General features: G+C 68.4%; 20 protein-coding genes, 1 tRNA gene and 1 pseudogene. 14 read left to right on the top strand and 8 right to left on the bottom strand.

What is annotated here, in order from left to right; translation table 11 throughout:
* Positions 1-60: 60 nt before the first annotated feature.
* Positions 61-1,500, bottom strand: coding sequence for a DUF6421 family protein (locus MicroSTF_RS08345; RefSeq protein ID WP_029260009.1), 1,440 nt, complete (start codon positions 1,498-1,500; stop codon positions 61-63).
* A gap of 72 nt (positions 1,501-1,572) precedes the next feature.
* Between MicroSTF_RS08345 and MicroSTF_RS08340 the strand changes: the two genes are divergently transcribed.
* The gene (locus MicroSTF_RS08340) at positions 1,573-2,031 is read left to right on the top strand and encodes an Lrp/AsnC family transcriptional regulator (RefSeq protein ID WP_017829260.1); all 459 of its coding nucleotides are present in this window, start codon (positions 1,573-1,575) and stop codon (positions 2,029-2,031) included.
* A gap of 15 nt (positions 2,032-2,046) precedes the next feature.
* Here the strand turns inward: MicroSTF_RS08340 and MicroSTF_RS08335 are convergent, their stop codons facing one another.
* On the bottom strand, positions 2,047-3,072 hold the full coding sequence (locus MicroSTF_RS08335) for an ArsR/SmtB family transcription factor (protein WP_081859773.1): 1,026 nt from the start codon (positions 3,070-3,072) through the stop codon (positions 2,047-2,049).
* Positions 3,073-3,117: 45 nt separating this feature from the next.
* Here MicroSTF_RS08335 and MicroSTF_RS08330 point away from each other — a divergent pair, with 45 nt between their 5' ends.
* From MicroSTF_RS08330 to MicroSTF_RS08320, 3 genes are read left to right on the top strand one after another with little or no spacing between them, the layout of a single operon-like run.
* On the top strand, positions 3,118-3,480 hold the full coding sequence (locus MicroSTF_RS08330; RefSeq protein WP_322954901.1) for a cupin domain-containing protein: 363 nt from the start codon (positions 3,118-3,120) through the stop codon (positions 3,478-3,480).
* A 14-nt stretch (positions 3,481-3,494) separates the two neighbouring features.
* On the top strand, positions 3,495-3,785 hold the full coding sequence (locus MicroSTF_RS08325) for a DUF4287 domain-containing protein (RefSeq protein ID WP_021201172.1): 291 nt from the start codon (positions 3,495-3,497) through the stop codon (positions 3,783-3,785).
* Between the two features lie 51 nt (positions 3,786-3,836).
* Positions 3,837-4,811 carry a 1,4-dihydroxy-2-naphthoate polyprenyltransferase gene (locus MicroSTF_RS08320; RefSeq protein WP_322954898.1) on the top strand — a complete coding sequence of 325 codons (975 nt, stop codon included), beginning with the start codon at positions 3,837-3,839 and terminating at the stop codon, positions 4,809-4,811.
* A 15-nt stretch (positions 4,812-4,826) separates the two neighbouring features.
* On the opposite strand, the gene MicroSTF_RS08315 is transcribed toward MicroSTF_RS08320, so the two are convergent.
* Positions 4,827-5,132: a DUF4229 domain-containing protein gene (locus MicroSTF_RS08315; protein ID WP_029260013.1), complete on the bottom strand. Its 306-nt coding sequence runs from the start codon at positions 5,130-5,132 to the stop codon at positions 4,827-4,829.
* Positions 5,133-5,141: 9 nt separating this feature from the next.
* Complete coding sequence (locus MicroSTF_RS08310; protein WP_322954895.1) at positions 5,142-6,176, bottom strand: hypothetical protein; 1,035 nt, start codon at positions 6,174-6,176, stop codon at positions 5,142-5,144.
* Positions 6,177-6,481: 305 nt separating this feature from the next.
* Here MicroSTF_RS08310 and MicroSTF_RS08305 point away from each other — a divergent pair, with 305 nt between their 5' ends.
* The 5 genes from MicroSTF_RS08305 (at position 6,482) to MicroSTF_RS08285 (ending at position 12,364) form a co-directional block, all read left to right on the top strand.
* Positions 6,482-7,462 (top strand): glycosyltransferase family 2 protein, encoded by a 981-nt coding sequence (locus MicroSTF_RS08305; protein WP_029267447.1) that lies wholly within the window; start codon positions 6,482-6,484, stop codon positions 7,460-7,462.
* Positions 7,459-8,805, top strand: a complete 1,347-nt coding sequence (locus tag MicroSTF_RS08300) for a polysialyltransferase family glycosyltransferase (protein ID WP_322954892.1) — start codon at positions 7,459-7,461, stop codon at positions 8,803-8,805. The genes MicroSTF_RS08305 and MicroSTF_RS08300 overlap by 4 nt, the downstream gene beginning before the upstream one ends.
* A 26-nt stretch (positions 8,806-8,831) precedes the next feature.
* On the top strand, positions 8,832-9,992 hold the full coding sequence (locus MicroSTF_RS08295) for an acylneuraminate cytidylyltransferase (RefSeq protein ID WP_322954891.1): 1,161 nt from the start codon (positions 8,832-8,834) through the stop codon (positions 9,990-9,992).
* 93 nt (positions 9,993-10,085) lie between these two features.
* A complete protein-coding gene (locus MicroSTF_RS08290) occupies positions 10,086-10,958 on the top strand; it encodes an N-acetylneuraminate synthase family protein (protein WP_029260018.1) in 873 nt (290 codons plus the stop codon).
* The gene (locus MicroSTF_RS08285; RefSeq protein WP_322954888.1) at positions 10,955-12,364 is read left to right on the top strand and encodes a DUF6716 putative glycosyltransferase; all 1,410 of its coding nucleotides are present in this window, start codon (positions 10,955-10,957) and stop codon (positions 12,362-12,364) included. Before MicroSTF_RS08290 ends, MicroSTF_RS08285 begins: the two co-directional genes overlap by 4 nt.
* Positions 12,365-12,496: 132 nt before the next feature.
* On the opposite strand, the gene MicroSTF_RS08280 is transcribed toward MicroSTF_RS08285, so the two are convergent.
* Together MicroSTF_RS08280 and MicroSTF_RS08275 are read right to left on the bottom strand one after the other, a co-directional pair.
* Positions 12,497-13,276 carry an ABC transporter permease gene (locus MicroSTF_RS08280; RefSeq protein WP_322954886.1) on the bottom strand — a complete coding sequence of 260 codons (780 nt, stop codon included), beginning with the start codon at positions 13,274-13,276 and terminating at the stop codon, positions 12,497-12,499.
* Complete coding sequence (locus MicroSTF_RS08275; protein WP_322954885.1) at positions 13,273-14,325, bottom strand: ABC transporter ATP-binding protein; 1,053 nt, start codon at positions 14,323-14,325, stop codon at positions 13,273-13,275. The genes MicroSTF_RS08280 and MicroSTF_RS08275 overlap by 4 nt, the downstream gene beginning before the upstream one ends.
* A 63-nt stretch (positions 14,326-14,388) precedes the next feature.
* Between MicroSTF_RS08275 and MicroSTF_RS08270 the strand changes: the two genes are divergently transcribed.
* Positions 14,389-15,375, top strand: coding sequence for a helix-turn-helix transcriptional regulator (locus MicroSTF_RS08270; RefSeq protein WP_322954883.1), 987 nt, complete (start codon positions 14,389-14,391; stop codon positions 15,373-15,375).
* Positions 15,376-15,462: 87 nt separating this feature from the next.
* Positions 15,463-15,538 (top strand) — tRNA-Met (locus MicroSTF_RS08265).
* A gap of 51 nt (positions 15,539-15,589) precedes the next feature.
* Here the strand turns inward: MicroSTF_RS08265 and MicroSTF_RS08260 are convergent.
* Positions 15,590-15,940, bottom strand: a pseudogene (locus MicroSTF_RS08260) (tyrosine-type recombinase/integrase); the annotation flags it as partial.
* An 80-nt stretch (positions 15,941-16,020) separates the two neighbouring features.
* Here MicroSTF_RS08260 and MicroSTF_RS08255 point away from each other — a divergent pair.
* From MicroSTF_RS08255 to MicroSTF_RS08245, 3 genes are read left to right on the top strand one after another with little or no spacing between them, the layout of a single operon-like run.
* Complete coding sequence (locus MicroSTF_RS08255) at positions 16,021-16,629, top strand: DUF433 domain-containing protein (protein ID WP_297555721.1); 609 nt, start codon at positions 16,021-16,023, stop codon at positions 16,627-16,629.
* Positions 16,626-17,051, top strand: coding sequence for a hypothetical protein (locus tag MicroSTF_RS08250; RefSeq protein WP_297555723.1), 426 nt, complete (start codon positions 16,626-16,628; stop codon positions 17,049-17,051). The genes MicroSTF_RS08255 and MicroSTF_RS08250 overlap by 4 nt, the downstream gene beginning before the upstream one ends.
* A 16-nt stretch (positions 17,052-17,067) precedes the next feature.
* Positions 17,068-17,613: a hypothetical protein gene (locus tag MicroSTF_RS08245; RefSeq protein WP_297555725.1), complete on the top strand. Its 546-nt coding sequence runs from the start codon at positions 17,068-17,070 to the stop codon at positions 17,611-17,613.
* A 240-nt stretch (positions 17,614-17,853) separates the two neighbouring features.
* Here the strand turns inward: MicroSTF_RS08245 and MicroSTF_RS08240 are convergent, their stop codons facing one another.
* Positions 17,854-18,426, bottom strand: a complete 573-nt coding sequence (locus MicroSTF_RS08240) for a hypothetical protein (protein WP_297555727.1) — start codon at positions 18,424-18,426, stop codon at positions 17,854-17,856.
* Positions 18,427-18,876 lie beyond the last annotated feature (450 nt).

Below are 18,876 nucleotides of genomic sequence, written 5' to 3'. Positions count from 1 at the left end.
AGCGCGGTGCGCCCCAGCGTCACACTCGGAACGCGCGCGGTGCGCGCGTGGTCTTCATCCTCAGTCGTCGGTACCGCGGATGCCGACAGTCGACTCGATGACCGGCTTCATCTTCTTGTCGAGGGTCTCGAAGAACATCGACAGCGGGAACTCGTCGTCCATCACGGCGTCCGTGTAGCCCTTCGGCGCCCCGGCGAGGATCTCGTCCGAGAGCCCGCGAGCCCACTGCGATGCCGGGTGCGGGGTGAGCGTGCCGCGCACCAGTTCGTATGCGGCGAGCCAGTGCGCGACCTTCGGGCGGTCGATCGAGTGCCAGTACAGGTCGTCGATCGCATCGCCCAGAGCCACCACGGCATCGGGCACGTTGTCCCAGTCGAACGCCAGAGCGGTGTCGGTCCAGTGCAGCACGCCGCGCTGGTGCAGCCATGCGAACAGCAGCTGCCCGCCGACCGCGTCGTAGTTGCGGGTGCGGGTGCCCGTGATCGAGAAGCGGAAGATGCGGTCGAAGATCACCGCGTACTGCACGAGGTGCGCGTAGTCGTGCATCTCCTGCTCGGTCGCGGTGAGCTCCTCGCCGGCGTCGATGCGTGCCGCGAGGGCGCGCTCGATCTTCACGGACTCGCGGAACGCCGTCATGTCGCAGCGCATCTCCTCGAGCGAATAGAGGAAGAACGGCATCCGCTGCTTGATCATGAACGGGTCGAACGGCAGGTCTCCACGCATGTGGGTGCGGTCGTGGATGATGTCCCACATCACGAACGTCTTCTCTGCCACCTGCTGATCGTCCAGCATCGCGGCCGCGCGCTCCGGCAGGTCGAGGTTGGTGATCTCGGCAGCGGCACGGGTGACGCGACGGTAGCGGGCCGCCTCGCGGTCCTGGAAGATCGCGCCCCATGTGAAGGACGGGATCTCGCGCATCGCGACGGTCTCGGGGAACAGCACGGCCGAGTTGGTGTCGTATCCAGGCGTGAAGTCGACCAGACGCAGCGAGACGAACAGCTTGTTGCCGTAGTCGCCCGCTTCGAGCGCCGCGATGAACTCCGGCCAGATCGTCTCGACGATCAGCGCTTCGACCAGGCGGTCGCTCGATCCGTTCTGCGTGTACATCGGGAACACGACGAGGTGACGGATGCCGTCGACGCGGTGCTGCTGCGGCTGGAAGGCCATGAGCGAGTCGAGGAAGTCCGGCACGCCGAAGTCCGAGGCGGACCAGCGGTCGAAGTCGACCACGGAGGCGGCGAGATACTCGGCGTCGTGCGGGAAGGCCGGGGCGAGCGCGTGGATCGCGGCGGTGATGGCGCCGACCAGCTCGCGGGCCGCGGCATGATGAGCGGCGTCCGGGATCGAGCCGTCCTTGATCTGCATCTCGCGGATCGCGATCGCCGCGTCCTTGAGCTGTGCCCAGGCGGTCGACTGCTCGGCGATCGATGCGTCCTCGACGACCTCGGGTTCGCCGACGATGGCCTGAACAGCGGAACTGTTGGCGGAAAGAAGGGACATCGGGACCTCCGATCGGAGTTTTTGACGGAAAGATTCCTGCACAAACGGAATCCTGACGATAATCTTACAGCCATGGATGACTCTGTCGACCGCGCGATCCTGACCGCGATCTCCCGTGACGGCCGTGCCACGCTCTCCCAGCTCTCGGATGCGGTGGGGCTGTCGGTCTCGGCGGTGCAGTCGCGCCTGCGTCGGTTGGAGACGCGGGGAGTCATCTCCGGATACCAGGCGATCCTCGACCCCGAGCAGGTGGGCACGCCGCTCTCGGCGTTCATCGAGATCACCCCGCTCGACCCGGCGCAGCCCGACAACGCGCCCGAGCTGCTCGAGCACCTGGACGCGATCGAGGCATGTCACTCCATCGCCGGCGATGCCAGTTACATGCTCTTCGTGCGGGTTCCGTCACCGCGTGCGCTCGAAGAACTGGTGCGCGACGTGCGGCTCGCGGCGAACGTCAGCACCCGCACGACCGTGGTCCTGCAGACGTACTACGAGCACCGGCCGATCATCCCGGTGGGCTCCACCGAGTAGTCGGACGAGCGGGCGTCAGAGCATCGCGCCGACCATCGCCTCGCCCAGCGGCGTGCGCAGATGCAGCATCCTGGCGCCGTCGCGTTCGCTGGCGATGAGACCGCCGCCCCGCAGCACCGAGAGGTGGTGCGATGCCGTCGATATCGCGATGTCGGCATCGCGTGCCACCTGCGAGGTCGTGCGGGCCGTGCCGGCGCCGAGCAGGATGGCCGCTCGGGCCGGCCCCAACAGGGCGCCGAGGGCGTCGGCGATCTCGGTGGCGTCGCGGGCCCATCCGGCCGTGACTCCCCGGGCGGGATAGAACAGGGTGGGCTGTGCCGGCGGCTCGGTGAGCACCATGCATCCCCATGACGACATGACGGACGGGACCAGGACCATGCCGCTTCCCCGGCAGTCGACCTGTTCGCTGTGGCGGCGCAGCGAGACGCGGACGGCACCGGACCCCCAGGTCACCTGTCGGTGCAGATCGCCGGCCATGCCGGCGATGCCCGCGCTCGCCATCGTGCGTGTGCGGACGGCGATGTCGGCGCGCAGCAGCCGGTCGAGCTGCGGCCACACCGGGGCGAGTGCGGCGTCCCACACGGCGCCCCACGCGTCGGCGATCAGGCTGCGGGCGCGGGCGGGGTGATCCCGCATCTCGCGGAGAGCCTCTCGCCGGGTTCCGCTCGACCGCGCCACCATCTTCCCGAAGTCGACGCGCATCGGGCCGAGGGATGCGGCACGCAGTTCGTCGAGCTCGATCTCGGGCGTGAGGTCCCAGCGGGGCGTGGTCGTCAGGAAGTCGGGCAGGTAGCCGTCGTCGCCGATCACAGTGGCGAGCAGCGCGACGTCGTCGCGGGGGAGGCGGTCGCGCACGGAACGCAGCCACCCCCATTGCAGGGGGTGGGCGGTCGGTCGCCGTAGTACCCGTACCGCGTGCGCGAGCTCGTGTCCGGGCGAGATGCCGAACCGCACCGCCTCGACGTCACCCGGGCTCAGGTGGAACTCGACGCGGTGATCGGGGTGCTCGACGCCCTCGATCGGGCCGGAGTTTCGATCCACGTCGAAACTCTAGGGACTCTTCGCGAGTCTGTCGAGACTGGTGCCATGAAAAGCACATCACCATCGAACGGGGTCGTCTCCGGGGCGGACATCCGCATCGGTACGGGCGGCAGCCGCAGGTTCGTGGGAGCCGAGCACGGCGCCGAGGTGTCGTACTTCTTCGTCGAGAACCAGCCGGGGGAAGGGCCGGGGCTGCACTGGCATCCCTATCCTGAGACCTGGGTCGTGATCGAGGGCATTGCCTCGATCGCGGTGGGCGAGGAGACTTTCGTGGCCGGGGCGGGAGACACGGCCACCGGGCCCGCCTTCATCCCGCACCGCTTCACCAACGTGGGGGACGGGGTGCTCCGCATCATCGGCATCCACGCCTCCGCCACCATCATCCAGACGTTCCTCGATGAGGACTGACCACAGGAGCACCGATGTCCTTCCAGGCATACCTCGACAACATCGAGACCAAGACCGGCCTCACCCCGCGGCAGTTCATCGCGCTCGCGACCGAGAAGGGGTTCGACCGCACCACCAAGGCGACGCCGATCGTCGCGTGGCTCAAAGAGGACTACCAACTCGGTCAGGGGCACGCCATGGCGCTCGTGCACGTGATCACCAAGGGCCCGCAGATCAGCGACAAGCACGTGGGCACGGGCGGTGCCCACGCAGACGCGTCCGACACCCTGTGGCTCGACGGCAAGGACAGCAACCCGAACTCCTGATGGGCCCTCACGCTGAGGTCGGGCATCGCCCCGGCCAGTAGGATTCCCTGCGTGGCAGCATCCTCCCAGCGCAAGAAGAAGACCCCGACCGCGAAGCGCACCCCGGTCCGCACGAGCGGCAACCCGGCGAAGCGTCCGGCGGTCGAAGCGGGCCCCGTGACGGCCTCCGACTGGATCGGGGCCGCGCGTCTTCGCACCCTTCCTCTCGCGATCGCGCCGGTCGTGATCGGCACGGGAGCCGCGCGCAGCACCGGGCCCGAGTTCCACTGGGTCATCGCGCTCGCCTGTCTCGCCGTCGCGGTGCTGCTGCAGATCGGCGTGAACTTCACGAACGACTACAGCGACGGCGTGCGCGGCACCGATGCCCACCGGGTAGGGCCCGCGCGCCTGACCGCATCCGGGCGGGTCGCGCCGCGCACCGTCCTCATCATCGGGCTGGTGTTCTTCGCGCTCGCCGCGCTCGTCGGGCTGGCGATCGTCGTGCGTACCGGACAGTGGTGGATGCTCGCGGTGGGCGCCGCCTGCATCGTGGCCGCCTGGTTCTACACCGGCGGCAAGCGGCCCTACGGCTACTACGGCCTCGGCGAGGTCTTCGTGTTCGTGTTCTTCGGGCTCGTCGCCACCCTCGGCACGACCTGGGTACAGATCTTCGCGCTGCCGCAGCAGGCGTGGCTCGGTGCGATCGCGACCGGCCTTTTCGCCTGCGCCGTGCTCCTCGCGAACAACCTGCGGGACATCGATCAGGACCGCGAAGTGGGAAAGCGCACGCTGACGGTGCTGATCGGACGCCGGGCCACCCAGGTGCTGTTCACTCTCTTCGTGATCGCGCCGTTCGGGATCGCGGCCTTCCTGGCGTTGGCGTTCCCGATCGCATGGATCTCGCTGCTGGCGCTGCTCGCAGGGCTCCCGGCGATCGCCATCGTGTGGTCCTACCGTCAGCCCAAGGAACTCGTGACCGCTTTGGCGCTCACGTCGCTGACGTCGCTGCTCTACGCGGGCGCCCTCTTCTGGGCGTTCGTCGGCTGAGCGCAGCCGGGGCGCTCAGGCCCTGGCGTCGCCGTCGATCGAGTCGTTCGACTCGTCGATGACCTGGTCCTCGGCGTCCGCATCGGCCTGTCCGGCGGATGAGCGGCTCTCGCGGCGTTCCTGCAACCGGGCGGAGGCGTCGGTGAGGGGCGTACGCAGGAACAGCATCGAGATGCTCATGCCGATCAGCGCGGCGAAGATCGCGGCGAGCCACCAGAACTCTCGGAAGATCGGGAAGAACACCCAGAGGATGGCGAGCGGGACGAGGAACGCCAGCAGCCGCAGCACGGTGTAGACGAGGAAAGGCGCGGGCTTCTTCACCCCTCCAGTCTACGTTCGCTGCGGACGGCCTCCGTCGCGGGTGCCGTCGGCGGTCCCGTCGTCGGTGCTGCGGGGGATGCCGAGTCGGGGGAAGGGGATGCCGCGCACCACGCGCCGCCACGGGTGCTCGCCGAGCGACCACAGCAGTCCCGCCTCGAGGTCGAGGGCGAGGTCTTCGCATCCGACCGGCAGCGGCACCGGAGTCGGAGCGAGCGCCTCGCGCCGGCCGCTCCAGAGCGTACCGGGGTGCATACGGTCGGATTGCGACACGAAGTGCCGATCGCCCCAGCGGACGGCCCCCTGCATCCGCGGGATGCCCGGGGTGAAGCGATCGACCTCGGCGAAGTCGTCCTCGGCGCTCGCGGGGACGATGAACTCGCCGATCCGGCCGCTGTCATCCGTGCGGTGCTCACCGATGAGCACTCGCGGCAACGACGCGCCAGCGTCGTCGAACACGCGGCCCAGGTACGAACAGCGCAGCGCGATCGGATGCACGCGGGTGCGTACCGCGATGAGCGCCGTCGTGCGTCCACCGCGACGGCGTGCCCCGGCCAGTCGCTGAGCGAGTGCGCCGTGCACCTGACGGATGTCGGACATGTCGAATTCCCAGACACCGCGTCCTGTGGCCGCGGCGAACAGGCGATCCCCGAACCAGGCGAGGCCACCGGCGTGGATCCGCGCCGGCTGCAGCTCACCCTCGTCGTCGGTGACCGCGAGCAGGATGTCGATGTGGCGCGAGCGCTCCAGATCGACGAGCGTGACGCGGGAGGCGAGGTGCTCCCCGGAGAGCTCCTGACGGAACCAGCTCACGGCCAGGGTGCGTCGCCCGCGCCACTCGCCGACGTCGACGCCCTGCGGGTACCAGCGCCTGGTCCACGTCCTCGCGCTGAGCCATCGCAGATCGACGGTGTCGCGACGACGCTGTCGCACGGGACGCCAGGTCGATCCGAAGGGCCAGAGCATGCTCCCATCGTCGTCGATGCGTCGCGCGGGTGCGAACCGAACCTCGAAGAGCGCGGCATCGCGGCGCGCAGGTTCCATCATGCTGGCATGTATTATGTTACCGGAGGTCGCTTTCGTCTCTGGGAACGAATGCGACGACGAAGAACGTCTCGGGGGAGTCTGATGGGGGTCAGACGACCCCGTGGCCCGCGGGGTCGTATCTGCGATCCTGCATCCCGAACGTGTCACGTTCGGCAGTGCGATGCACTGGGAGGTGTGGTTCCGTTCGGGTGCGGGACCACACCTCAGTGCTCGTCTCCGTGGACACCCATCGTTCACCTCCGCGTCGCCATCCGGCAACGACCGCCTGGCACCATTCCCGGACACCGTCCGTCTCCGGGAGTCCTGTGCGCACACCCTTCGTCACCGTCATCCTGCCCGCGAAAGACGCCGGCGAGTACATCGGGACGACGCTCGAAACCCTCACCCGCCAGTTCGACGATGCCGGAGCGGTCAAGCTCGTGGCCATCGACGACGGGTCCCGCGACGACACCGGCGAGCTCATGCAGAAGTACGCGCAGTGCTTCGATCACGCCGAGGTGCTCCGGAATCCGACGGCGCGCGGGCTCGCGACGGCCCGCAATCAAGGCCTCGCGCATGTCGAGGGCGACGCCTTCTGCTTCCTGGACGGCGACGACTGGATGCAGCCGCGGCGGCTCGAGGTACTGCTGTCGCGTATGCGGGAGCTCGGCTGCGACTTCGTGCGCACCGACCACGTCACGGTGACCGATGGACAGCGGGCGCTCGTCCGCGCACCGCACCCGTGGCGGGAGCGGGTGACACCGCCGCGAGAGGCGATCCTGCCCGAGAACGAGTCGACGATGGTCGACTATCCCTACGCCTGGGCAGGGCTCTTCCACCGCCGGATCATCGACAGCGGTCTCGCGGCGTTCCCGGAGGGCCTGTTCACAGCGGAGGACCGTCCTTGGATCTGGCGACTGCACCTGCAGGCCCGATCGTTCGCTGTGGTCGATGCGCCTGCCCTGCTCTACCGCCGGGGCGTCGCCACATCGCTGACGCAGGTGCACGATCGGCGGCAACTCGACTTCGCCAGGGCCATGAATGAGGTCGTCTCAGTGGTCGAGCAGGACGCGGAGGCGGAGCGCTTCCTGCCCAAGGTCGTCTGGACCGCACTCGCCCTCAGCTCCCACCACCTCGTGCGCGCACGGCGGATGAGCCCACAGCTGCGCACGGAGATGCGATCCGGGATCCGCGACATGCTCCGCCGGCTCCCCACTGATGAGGTGACTGCGGTGCTGGGGCGCCTCGGCGGGCCGCGCCGCCGCGTGCTCGCGCGCATCCTCCGACAGGCAGGGCGTGCGGCATGACGCAGATCTTCGCGCTCCACAGCGCCTATGGCCTGGCGACGGCCGTCGCCGGGATCGATTCCGGACTCCTCGACGCGTCCGTCGGCGAGCGCCTCCTGGTTCCCTTCACCTCGTCTCGAGTGCCCGAGACGGTGGTCGGGATCGCGCACGACCCGGCGCTCGGATCTCTGCGTGCGCGGTTCGACCGTATCGAGCCGTGGGAAGACCTGCTCGGGCCCATGCATCCGAGTTCGTGGGAGCCGGCCGATTCCGACCTGCCGATGCTGGAGCGGCTGTTCGCACGCGCGTGGGATCTGGATCCTCACGATCTCGAACTGTTCGTGCAGAGTCCGCAGGTCGCGCCGGCCCGCACACTGATGGCGTTGTTCCCGCAGGCGCGCATCACGATCATCGGCGATGGTCTGATGACGTACTCGCCGATGCGGGTGCGGATCCCCTACTCCGTCGCCGCACGCATCGAACAGGTCGTCTACGCCGATGTCGTACCGGGGGTCCGACCGCTCGTCGGGTCACCTGGTGCACAGGTCGTGCCGGTGCCGCCGCGGGTGTTCGCCGCCGCCCTGGGCGAGACGGATGCCGGCTCGACCGAGCCTCCGGACGAGTCCGGCTCGACGGTGCTCGTGCTCGGACAGTACCTGTCGGCGCTCGGACTGATGACGGCGGCCGCCGAGATCGATCTGCAGACGCGCCTGGTCGACCGCGCGGCGCAGTGGCGACCGCGGCGCATCGTGTTCAAACCACATCCGGCCGCTCCGCCGCTGGTGACCGCCGCCGTCGAAGAGGCAGCGGCCCGTCGCGGCATCGACTTCGAGGAGTATCGCGGCCCCCTCCCCGCGGAACTGCTCGCCGAGCGACTGGACGCGGTGGCGGTGGTCGCCGGGTTCTCCACCGCGCTGCCGACCGTGCATGCGCTCTTCGGCCGGGCGATCGGTTCGGCGGGAAACGACACCGTGCTGGCCGCCCTGACGCCTTTCGAGAACAGCAACCGGATTCCCGTCACCCTGGTCGACGCCCTCACGCGTGAGGACTCGCCCTATACCGATCCTGCCCGACTGCAGCTGCTCATCGACGCGGTCGGCTATGCGATGCAGCCGGAGATCGCCGGCCACCTGCGGGGTCGGGCCGAGGAACTGCTGCGTGGCCTCGACGCCGACGAGCGTGCTCGGTACTTCACGCCCCGACGGCTCGCCGAGCTGCGGCTGCCCGGTGCGCCGGCGGAGAACGCCCTGCGTCGTGCGCTGCGTCCTGCCGGGGGAATGGGCAGGATCGAGGAGTGGCGCCTTCACGCCCTCGGGGCCAGGAGACGGGCAGGGCGTGCGTGGCGGGCGCTACGCGGACGATGACGATGGCGACGACGAGGATGTGGACGATGGACGAGCGGAAGCCCCTCACGGTGGCGATCATCCCGGCGCGCGGGGGATCGAAGCAGGTGCCACGCAAGAACCTGCAGCGCGTCGGCGGTGTGCCCCTGGTCGAGCGTGCGGTCCGCGCCGCGGCCGCCGCACCCGGCATCGATCTGGTCGTCGTCTCGACAGACGATGACGAGATCGCTGCGGTGGCGACGTCGGCCGGCGCGCGGGTGGTCCGTCGCCCCGCGGCGCTCTCCGGTGACACCGCGACCTCGGAGAGCGCGATCCTGCATGCATTGGACGACCTCGAGGCGAACGGAGACGCCGTCGGCATCGTGGCGTTCCTGCAGGCGACCTCGCCGTTCATCCCGAGCGATGCGCTCGCTGACGCCGTGGAGGAGATCCGTGCCGACCGCGCCGACAGCGTCTTCTCGGCTCACGAGACCTACGGGTTCCTGTGGCGGGAAGGGGAGGGGAGCGAGGCGGTGGCGATCAACCACGAAGCCGCGCACCGCCCGCGCCGACAGGACCGGGAGCCGCACCACCTCGAGACCGGCGCGTTCTATGTGTTCCGGGCCGCGGGCTTCCGCGAGAACAAGCATCGCTTCTTCGGCAGGATCCGCATCGCGGCAGTGCCGGAGTGGACGGCGATCGAGATCGACGATGCGGATCAACTCCGCGTCGCCCGTGCGCTCGCCCGCCTGCACGAGGCCCCCACGCCCATCCCGGTCCGCGCGGTCGTCACCGACTTCGACGGCGTGCACACCGACGACACCGCGATCATCGACGCCGACGGCGGTGAACGGGTGCGGGTCAGCCGGGAGGACGGCATGGGCGTCGCCCTGCTGCGCCGAGCCGGCGTGCCGCTGCTGATCCTGTCGACCGAGGTGAATCCGGTGGTCCGCGCTCGCGCCGACAAGCTCAGGGTCCCCGTGCTGCACGGCATCGACGACAAGGAGACGGCGCTGCGCGACTGGGCGCGCGACAACGAGGTGCCTCTCGGCGACATCGCCTACCTCGGCAACGACGTCAACGACCTGCCGGCGATGCGGATCGTGGGGTGGCCGGTCGCGGTCGCGAACGCGCATCCGCTGGTGATCGAAGAGGCCCGTGTCGTGCTGCGTCGCAGAGGTGGAGAGGGTGCGGTGCGGGAGCTGATCGAGCGGGTGTTGTCGAGCTGACCGATGCCGGTAACCCGGCGGTCGCCCGGTGTTCATCCTCGGCCCGTATCCAGGAAGGAGGGGTAGCACCAACGCTCGAACACCGGAGGAATCATGACTGTCAGCATCGGCTCACGAGTGATCGGCGGCGGGCGTCCTGCCTACGTCATCGCAGAGATCGGCCTGAACCACAACGGCGACGTCGACATCGCGAAGAAGCTCATCGACGTCGCGGCCCGAGCCGGTGCCGATGCCGTGAAGTTCCAGAAACGGACACCGGAGATCTCGACGCCGGAGCACATGCGCGACGTTCCGCGCGAGACGCCCTGGGGTGTGATGAGCTACCTCGACTACCGCCGTCGTGTCGAGTTCGGGCGCGACGAGTACGTCGAGATCGGCGACCACGCCACGATGCTCGGCCTGGACTGGTTCGCCTCGCCGTGGGACGTTCCCAGCGTCGCGTTCCTCGAAGACCTGAACGTGGTGGCCCACAAGGTCGCCTCGGCCAGCCTCACCGACACCGAACTGCTGATCGCGCTGCGAGAGACCGGCAAGCCCGTGATCCTCTCCACCGGCATGTCGACCATCGAGCAGATCGACCGGGCGCTCGACACGCTCGGCACCGATCGGGTGGTCCTCATGCATGCGACGTCGACCTACCCGCTGGAGCCGGAAGAGGCGAACCTGCGGGTGATCGCGACGCTGCGCGACCGCTATCCCGGAGTGCCCGTCGGCTACTCGGGTCATGAGCGCGGACTGCAGATCTCTCTCGCCGCCGTGGCCATCGGAGCCGTCGCCGTCGAGCGCCACATCACCCTGGACCGCACGATGTGGGGATCCGACCATGCGGCCTCGCTCGAGCCGACGGGCCTCGAGCACCTCGTACGCGACATCCGTGTGATCGAGCGTGCGACCGGCGACGGCGTCAAGCGGGTGTTCGACAGCGAGCGTGCGCCGATGGCGAAGCTGCGCCGCGTTCCGGCATGACGGCGGCCACCGGCATCCGCGTCGTCGCCGTCGCGGATGCCGACTCGTTCGTGAAGTGGGCCGCCTCCCTTCTCGGTTCCGTGCCGGGCGTGCGCCCGCACCTGCTGCTCGTGCGCACACCGCTCACGGCCAGCGCGGAGCAGCAGCGCACGGCTCTCGCCGGCACGACGCTCAGACCGGATGACGTCACCCGCATCGGGTTCGCGCAGACGGAGGCCTGGCTGGCCGGACAGCGCCCCGACGTGGTCCTGCTCGCGGGGCGCGGACCGTTCGTGCGGCTGATGGGACGCGTGATCGACGCGTTGGAGCATCGACCGGTCACGGTCTCGGGACTGCCCGGCATGGCGATCCCCGCCCAGCGCGGGGCGCTGGACTACCGCCGCCACACCGATCTGCTGGTCGTGCATTCCCACAGGGAGGCGCGGGCCTTCGAAGAACTCGGCCGCCGCATCGGGGTGCAGACGCCGGTGGCGCTCGCCACCCTCCCGTTCGCCCGGCGGCGGCAGCGCATGCTGCGTCCGGAGCGCGTCGGCATCGATGCGGTGGTGGGTCGGCGAGCCGGTCTTGCCGCGCGGGGCGGTGGCGTCGCGGTCGCCGAGCGCCCTCCGCGGCCTGCCCCGGTCAAGCCACCGGCGACCGACGTCGTCTTCGCCGCGCAGGCCCTCGTTCCGCTCGCGAAAGACCAGCGGGCCGAGATCGCGGCCATGCTCGTGCGGGCGGCCGAGGCCGAGCCGGGTCGCCGTGTGGTGGTGAAGCTGCGTTCGCGGCCGGGGGAGTCGGAGACCCACCTCGAGCGCGAACCGTATGCGGGGCTGCTGCCGTCGCGCCTGCCGCCGAATCTCGTCTTCTCCTACGACTCGATGAGCACCGCGCTCGAGACGGCCGCGGGCCTCGTCACCGTGAGCTCCACCGCCGCGATCGAGGCCACGGCTCTCGGTGTGCCCGTGATCGCCCTCGACGCGTTCGGGGTGAGCAAGGACCTGCTGAACACGGTGTTCGTGGGAAGCGGGCTGCTCGGCGGTCGCAGCGAGGTCGTGGCGGGGCGCTTCCGACATGCGCACCCCGACTGGCTGCGCGACAACTACTTCCACCCCGATGGCGAGTCGACGTGGTGGGAGCGGGTCGAGCAGCTCGTGGCGCTGCGGCGTTCCGGGGCACTGCCGGCGCGGCGGGTGCCGTCGGCCCGCGGTGGATCACTGCACGAGGCCTGGCATCGGGCGAGTGTGCTCGGCGCAGAGGATCGCACGGTGCGGGGTGCGGTGGCGCTGGCCATGGGCGCGCCGGCGACCCGAGCGCTGGCCGCGGTGCGCGGACGCCGACTGCCCGCCGACGGGGGAACCTGGGCGGACGCGTCGACCGACTACACGTTGGAGCCGAACCCGTTCGACGATTCCCTGCGCCGTTGAGCCGCGGTCCTCAGGCGCTGCCGAAACCCAGACGCTTCGTTCCACCGTCGGGGTGTCGCGCCACGACGCGCCGATGATGCGCCACTGCGTCTGGGTTTCGGCATGCCCGCAGCGGCGCACCACCGGGCGCGGTCAGTTGCTGCGACGGATCGCGCGCACTCCGACGATCAGTCCGACGACCGCGACGGCGAGCGCCGAGACCCAGCCCCACAACACGGTGACATCGCCGATGTCTCCCGCGAACAGGGCACGCTCGGCCTGGACGACCCAGTTGACCGGGTTGACCGAGGCGACGGCTCGCATCCAGTCGGGCGCCGCGTCGAGGGGCAGCAGCATCCCCGACAGGATCAGCAGCGGGAAGATCAGCGACTGCTGCACACCCCAGAACAGCCACTCCCGATCCTTCGTCGCAAGAGCCAGCGAGTACGACAGCGAGCCGAGACCCACCCCGAAAACGGCCAGCAGTGCCAGGCCGATGAGTAGACCGAGGATGTCGGCCGCGAATCCGAACGGCCAGGCGATCAGCACGATCACCAGAGCCTGCACGACGATCGGTGCGATCTCCTTGAGAGCACGCCCGACCAGCAGCGAGGACCGGGCGAGCGGGGCGACCAGAGTGCGCTCGTGCGAGCCGGTCATCATCTCGTACTGCAGGTTCGACCCGGTCGACCCGGTGCCGAACAGCACGATCATCACCAGCACGCCCGGCACGAACCACGCCAGCGTCTCACCGGCCGGCTGTCCGGAGTCGCCGATCAGCAGGGGCGTGAACAGCCCGAGGAAGATGAGCGGCTGCAGCAGGCTGAAGATCAGCGTGAACGGGTCGCGGAGCACGGGCTTGAGTTCGCGCGTCAGCACGTTCCGGGTGTCGCGCGCGAGGTTCGGGCGCACGAGGGTGTCGTTGGTGATCATGAGAGGACTCCTGTCGTGCGGTTCTCGGAGGCGGGGCTGTTCTCGGGCGTGCCGGGAGCGGATGCTTCGCCCGTGGCATCCGCTCCTTCTCCGGCATCGCGGAGGGTGCGGCCGGTGAGGGCGAGGAAGACGTCATCGAGCGTCGGCGGTACTCCTGTGGCCCGACGGGCCAGGATCCCGGCGGCGTCGAGTTCGCGCACGATCACCGGGAGCAGCCGGTCGCCGTCCTGCACGGCGAGGGAGATCGATTGCCCGTCCGCGGTCACCGGCGCCGGGCTGAGACGGGCGACCACGGCGCGGGCGCTCGCCGCCTCGGCGGCATCCGCGAATCCGAAGGTGAGCACGTCGCCGGCAAGGGTCGCCTTGAGGGAGGCGGCGTCGTCGTCGGCGATGATCCGCCCCTTGTCCATCACCATCACCCGCTCGGCGTAGCGGTCGGCCTCTTCCAGATAGTGCGTGGTGAGGAACACCGTGGTGCCGTGCTGCGTGCGCAGGTCGAGGATGTGCTCCCAGAGGTTCGCCCGGCTCTGCGGGTCGAGTCCGGTGGAGGGCTCGTCGAGGAAGATGAGGGGAGGTGCGTGCATGAGTCCGAGCGCGATGTCGAGTCGGCGCTTCTGTCCGCCGCTGAGCTGCTGCACACTGCGGGTCGCGAAGGACGTGAGATCGAGGGAGTCGATGAGCTCGTCCGCTCGCCGGGCGCTGTCCCGACGCGACATGCCGTAGAAGGCGCCCTGGCTGAGCAGTTCGTCGCGTACGCGCTGCGAGAAGCTGCCGCTCGTGAGCTGACCGACATACCCGATGCGTGCGCGTACCCCGGCCGCGTCGGAGCGGATGTCGTGCCCGACGACCCGCGCATGGCCGGAGGTGGGCGGGATCAGGGTGGTCAGCATCCGCAGAGTCGTCGATTTGCCGGCGCCGTTGGGACCGAGGAAGGCGACGAGCTCTCCGGGCACGGCGGTGAAGGAGACGTCGGTCACGGCGTGGACCGGCGTCTTCTTGACGGTAAAGACCTTGGTCAGGCCTTCGGTCTCGATGAGGGATTCGTTCATGGGAGCGAGCGTAAGAACCAATGCGGACAGATCCTGTCCGCGTATTCTGACAATCTGAGACGCATGACCGACACCACCTCCCGTGCTCTCGCTCTGCTCAACCTGCTGCAGACGCACCGGCACTGGCCGGGGACGGAACTCGCCACCCGGCTGGGGGTGACCGAGCGCACCGTGCGCCGCGACGTCGATCGGCTGCGCGAACTCGGCTATCGGGTCGAGTCGACGCCCGGTGCGGCAGGCGGATACCGGTTGGAGGCGGGGAGCGCCGTGCCTCCGCTGCTGCTCAACGACGACGAGGCGGTGACCATGGCGATCGGACTCCGCGTCGCCGCCACGCAGCAGCTGGTCGGCGGGCCCGACGTGACGCTCACGGCGCTCGCCAAGCTGGAACAGGTGCTCCCGTCGGCGCTGCGGCAACGGGTGAACGCGCTCGCCGCATCGGTGCAGGCGCCGCGCATCGGAGAAGGGCCGGTGGTCTCACCCGAGGTGCTGGGGGAGATCGCGCTCGCCACCCGCGACACCGAGCGGCTGCGCCTGCGGTACGTCGACGGGGAAGGGCGCGAGAGCGTGCGCCGCGTCGAGCCGCATGCCCTGGCCCCGGCCGGTCGCAAGTGGTTCCTGTTGTGCTGGGACCTCGATCGGGACGACTGGCGCACGTTCCGCGTCGACCGCATCGCCGCGGTGGAACACACGCGTGTGCTGTTCACACGGCGCGAGATCACCGAGGACGAGATCGAGGAGCGCGTGCTCGTCGCCTCGTCGTGGTCGCCGCAGAAGGTCGAGGCGGCCGCCGTGATGGAGCTGCCGCTCGCCGAGATGCAGAAGCACTTCGGGCCGTGGTGGCAGGGCGCGACCGCTGTGGGGGAAGAGCACACCCGCTGGCCGGTCGGTGGCTCCGATTGGCGCGAGGCGATGTACGGACTGCTCTGGATCCCGGAGGGCATCGAGTACACGGTCGCCCTGTCGGATCCGCACCGCAGCGAGCTGCGGGAGGCGGTCGCACGGCTGATGCGTGCCCTCGATGCCCCGGAGCCCGATGACGCCGGGTGACGAAGAGGCGTCATCCGCAGACTCATAGGGTTATCCCAGGCAACCATCCTGGCGGGGAAGATCACGGCCGGGTAACGTCAGTCCCATCGCGGCGATCCGGGCGGTCCCGGGCCTCAGTTCATACCTGAAGGCGTTGCGGGTTCGACTCCCGCCGTCGCGTCCACTTCGGAAGCCCCGTAAGCCTTGAGAAATCAGGGGTTACGGGGCTTCTTCGTTACTCCGAGCGCGTCCCGTGACAACAGATTGGCAACACTCGCGGCCGTGCGTGCCTGATCGAGGCATCCGAAACCGCGGTCAGATCGTCGTCGAAGAGATCGGCGTAGACGTCGAGCGTCATCGCCGCGGACTTGTGGCCGAGCATCCGCTGCACGGCTTTCACGTTCGCGCCGGCCGAGATCGCGAGCGATGCTGCGGTGTGGCGGAGGTCGTGGATCGTCATGCGGGGGAGTCCGGCATTCTCGAGCGCTGTGACGAACCAGGAGCGGGAGCCTTCGCTCGTGCGCGGCCGCGGCAGGTGTACGAGTCCTTCGCCGAATAGCAGGGCGTCGCGTGGCTTGCCCTCGCACTCTCTGTTCTTCCGCGCCTAGCGCGCATGGGGGGACGGTCCATGTAGCATGCAGTCATGTCCAAGCAGGGGGTGAAGACGTGGCGTTTCCGCTGCTGATGACCAGCAAGCTCACCGGCGCCACCACCTCTCAGCTGCAGCGTTGGGCGCGCGAGGAGCTCCTGGTCCCCGGCGTCAATCCGAAGCGGCCGCCCTTGTGGTCCTATCAGGATCTCATCGCGCTCCGCTCGATGGTCTTTCTGCGTGCTCGCACTTCGTCGCAGCGGCTGCGGAAGGCATGGAGCAATCTTCCTGTCGTGGATCTCACCGATCACCCCTCGAGGTATCGGTTCGGCACCGACGGCAAAGCGATTTTTGTCGAGGGCCCTGATGGGTACATGGATCTCACAAATGTGCCGGGACATGCGCTCGTCCAGTACACCTTCGAGGAGCTCTTCGAGGAGTTTGAGGACTTCCGCGGACGACCGATTGTGAACTTCCGGCACCCGTCGCAGCACCTCACCGTGCATCCCAAGCGCCTGGGCGGGTGGCCCACAGTCGACGGGACCCGTGTCGGGTTCGACTCCGTCGCCAAGCTGGTGGACTTCGAGACCGTATTCCCTGAGGATGTCGCTGAGTTCTACCCGGCCGTCTCGGCGTCGGCAGCAGAAGATGCAGTGCGGTTCAATGAGGAAGTTCAGGTCGCGTGAGCATCGCACGGCCGCGCGTCTACATCGACGAGAACCTGCCTCACCAGATTTCCGGCTCGCTCGCCAAAGCCTTCCGCAACCCGATCTTCAGTTCCCACAAGGACGAAGGACTAACCGGAGTCCTCGACCTGCCGCTGTTTGAGAAACTGAAGGATCGCAAATTCGACGCGATCATCACCAGGGACATCGCGCAATCGATCACGACAAGCGAGCGCGACGGCTTGCGTGCGGCCGGCCTTCACTGGGTTGGCATCCGGGAGCCGAGGACAGTGGTCGGCCTCGAGTTCCACAGTGCGATCCTCTCGTCGGTGGCCGCTACGATCCCGACATTGATACGAGGCTTCGCTTCCGCGCCCCAGGCGTACTTTGTCGAGTGTGAGCACTTGCGCTGGAAGCAGCCGATCCACGTCGAAGTGCTCTGACCATCGAGGATCAATCGTGACCCCTTCTGACGCCCTGGCCGGCCTTGGAGTGGCTGTTGCCGTGCTCACAGTGATCATCACCGTAATCGTGGCTCGCCACGGCTGGGAGCAGGATCGGGATCACCGGGACGCCTCACTCGAAGCGGAATGCGTGAAGGCGATGTGCAAGCTCATCGATGCGCGATATGCGCCGCTCGATGGGACACCCTGGAACCAATTTGAAGGCGTGGCAGCGAACGAACACCACACCACGGCGATCGCGGCAATGAACGCAGTGTCCGCTCAACGACGCGACCACGACTTCCTGCGATTCATCGCCATCCAGGCCATCGCGATCCAAGAAGAAGCGATTCGCTACCGGAAGTCCGCAGATCACGAGAACGACATCGAGTCTGGTGCAGTGGGGGATCGTCGGGGCGCAATCTTCGGAGCAGCAATCATGCTCCAAGAGGATCTGCTCCTGTGGCAACGGCACGGCTCAAAGCAACATGTCAGGTCGTTCTGGTCCCACTACGCCGACGAGCTACTGAACCGATCCCGCATCGGACCCACCCCCGCATAAAATTCAGCCCCCACCCCCTGAGTGCGGACCACCACCGGGACGTGATCCTCTCCCCCCGCACCGGTTTTCTATTCCTACCGGGGGTCGCGCGCGCGAGGGAGGCCCCGGAAGCCGTCATTTCGCACCTGTAGTCGAGATTCCGACTCCCCCTGCGTCACGCGGTAGGGCGTGCGAGGCGGGGCGACATCGGGTCGAGATTTGTGCGAGGTGCCGAACTTTCGCCAGCTCCGATCGTTCGGCCTAATCATTCCCGGTGCTGTTGTACTCGGCACGGCGCATGAGTGGCTCGCTTACCCCGTTGAGGCTGTACCAGATCGACACCTCGAGGATTCCGACCTGCTCGTCTACCTTCATGGTCACCTCCGGCGCCGTCTCAAGATGGATCATCTCGCCTTTGTGTATCCTCGCTGGCAACTCCACCGGTGGCGAGTTCAAGTCACCCGTGTCAGGGACGAGGCCAATGTCATCGGCGAACAACGAGTAGTCGGCGCCGTCTGGATGCACCTTGTCGATGCGATAGGCCATGTCGAGGTGAACACGATGGACGAAGACGGTCGCTCCGGTGCAGTGAACGGACACGCCCAGCCCGGTTCCGTCAGTTTCGCTGAACCCGTGAGTGTTCGGGAACACCTCGAAGCTGACGTCCAGCGCGGCGATGCTCGCCGCGAGAGCTTCGGCGGTCAGCGCGGCGGTGCGTTCGGCGCTGGCGGCGGACTCGCGCGCGGACTTGGCGAGCTTGTTAGTGAGGAACGCGTACCAAGCGGTGATGCCCACGAGAACTACCGAGCTCAGGGCCGAGATCCATGATTCCATGCCCTGAGTATTGTCTAAGCGACCTCGGCGAGGCTCCTCCGCCTCCGCCTCCGCCTCCGCCTCCGGATCTCGGCCGGCGTCATCCCAGCCCACACCGTGCCGACGCTCGACTTCGTCCGCTTCGCAGCCTCGGCGTAGTTCAACCAGGTCTTGTTGCTATCCATCCCCATGCAGGGAGAGTCGCACTACGGCGACCATGTGCGACGGTGATAACACCGTGACAACAAAACTCGTGATTCAGGCCGATTCAGCCTGATCCCGGTGAGCGAGAAACCCCGGGATTCCGGGCGAGAAGCGCAGCCTGCGCGCCCTCACGCGGGTGTACGTAGGTTTCGACTCCCGCCGTCTCGTCCACTTCGAAGCCTCAGGCGCCCTCCGGTCGCACTTCCCGTCGACAAAACGCCCCGCGGGCGGCAGCAAGTGCGACCGGAACACGGCGGGGGTCCGGCC

The sequence above is a fragment of the Microbacterium sp. STF-2 genome, assembly GCF_034650155.1.
Taxonomy (GTDB): Bacteria; Actinomycetota; Actinomycetes; order Actinomycetales; family Microbacteriaceae; genus Microbacterium; species Microbacterium maritypicum_A.
This window is presented reverse-complemented; position numbering and strand designations above follow the sequence as displayed.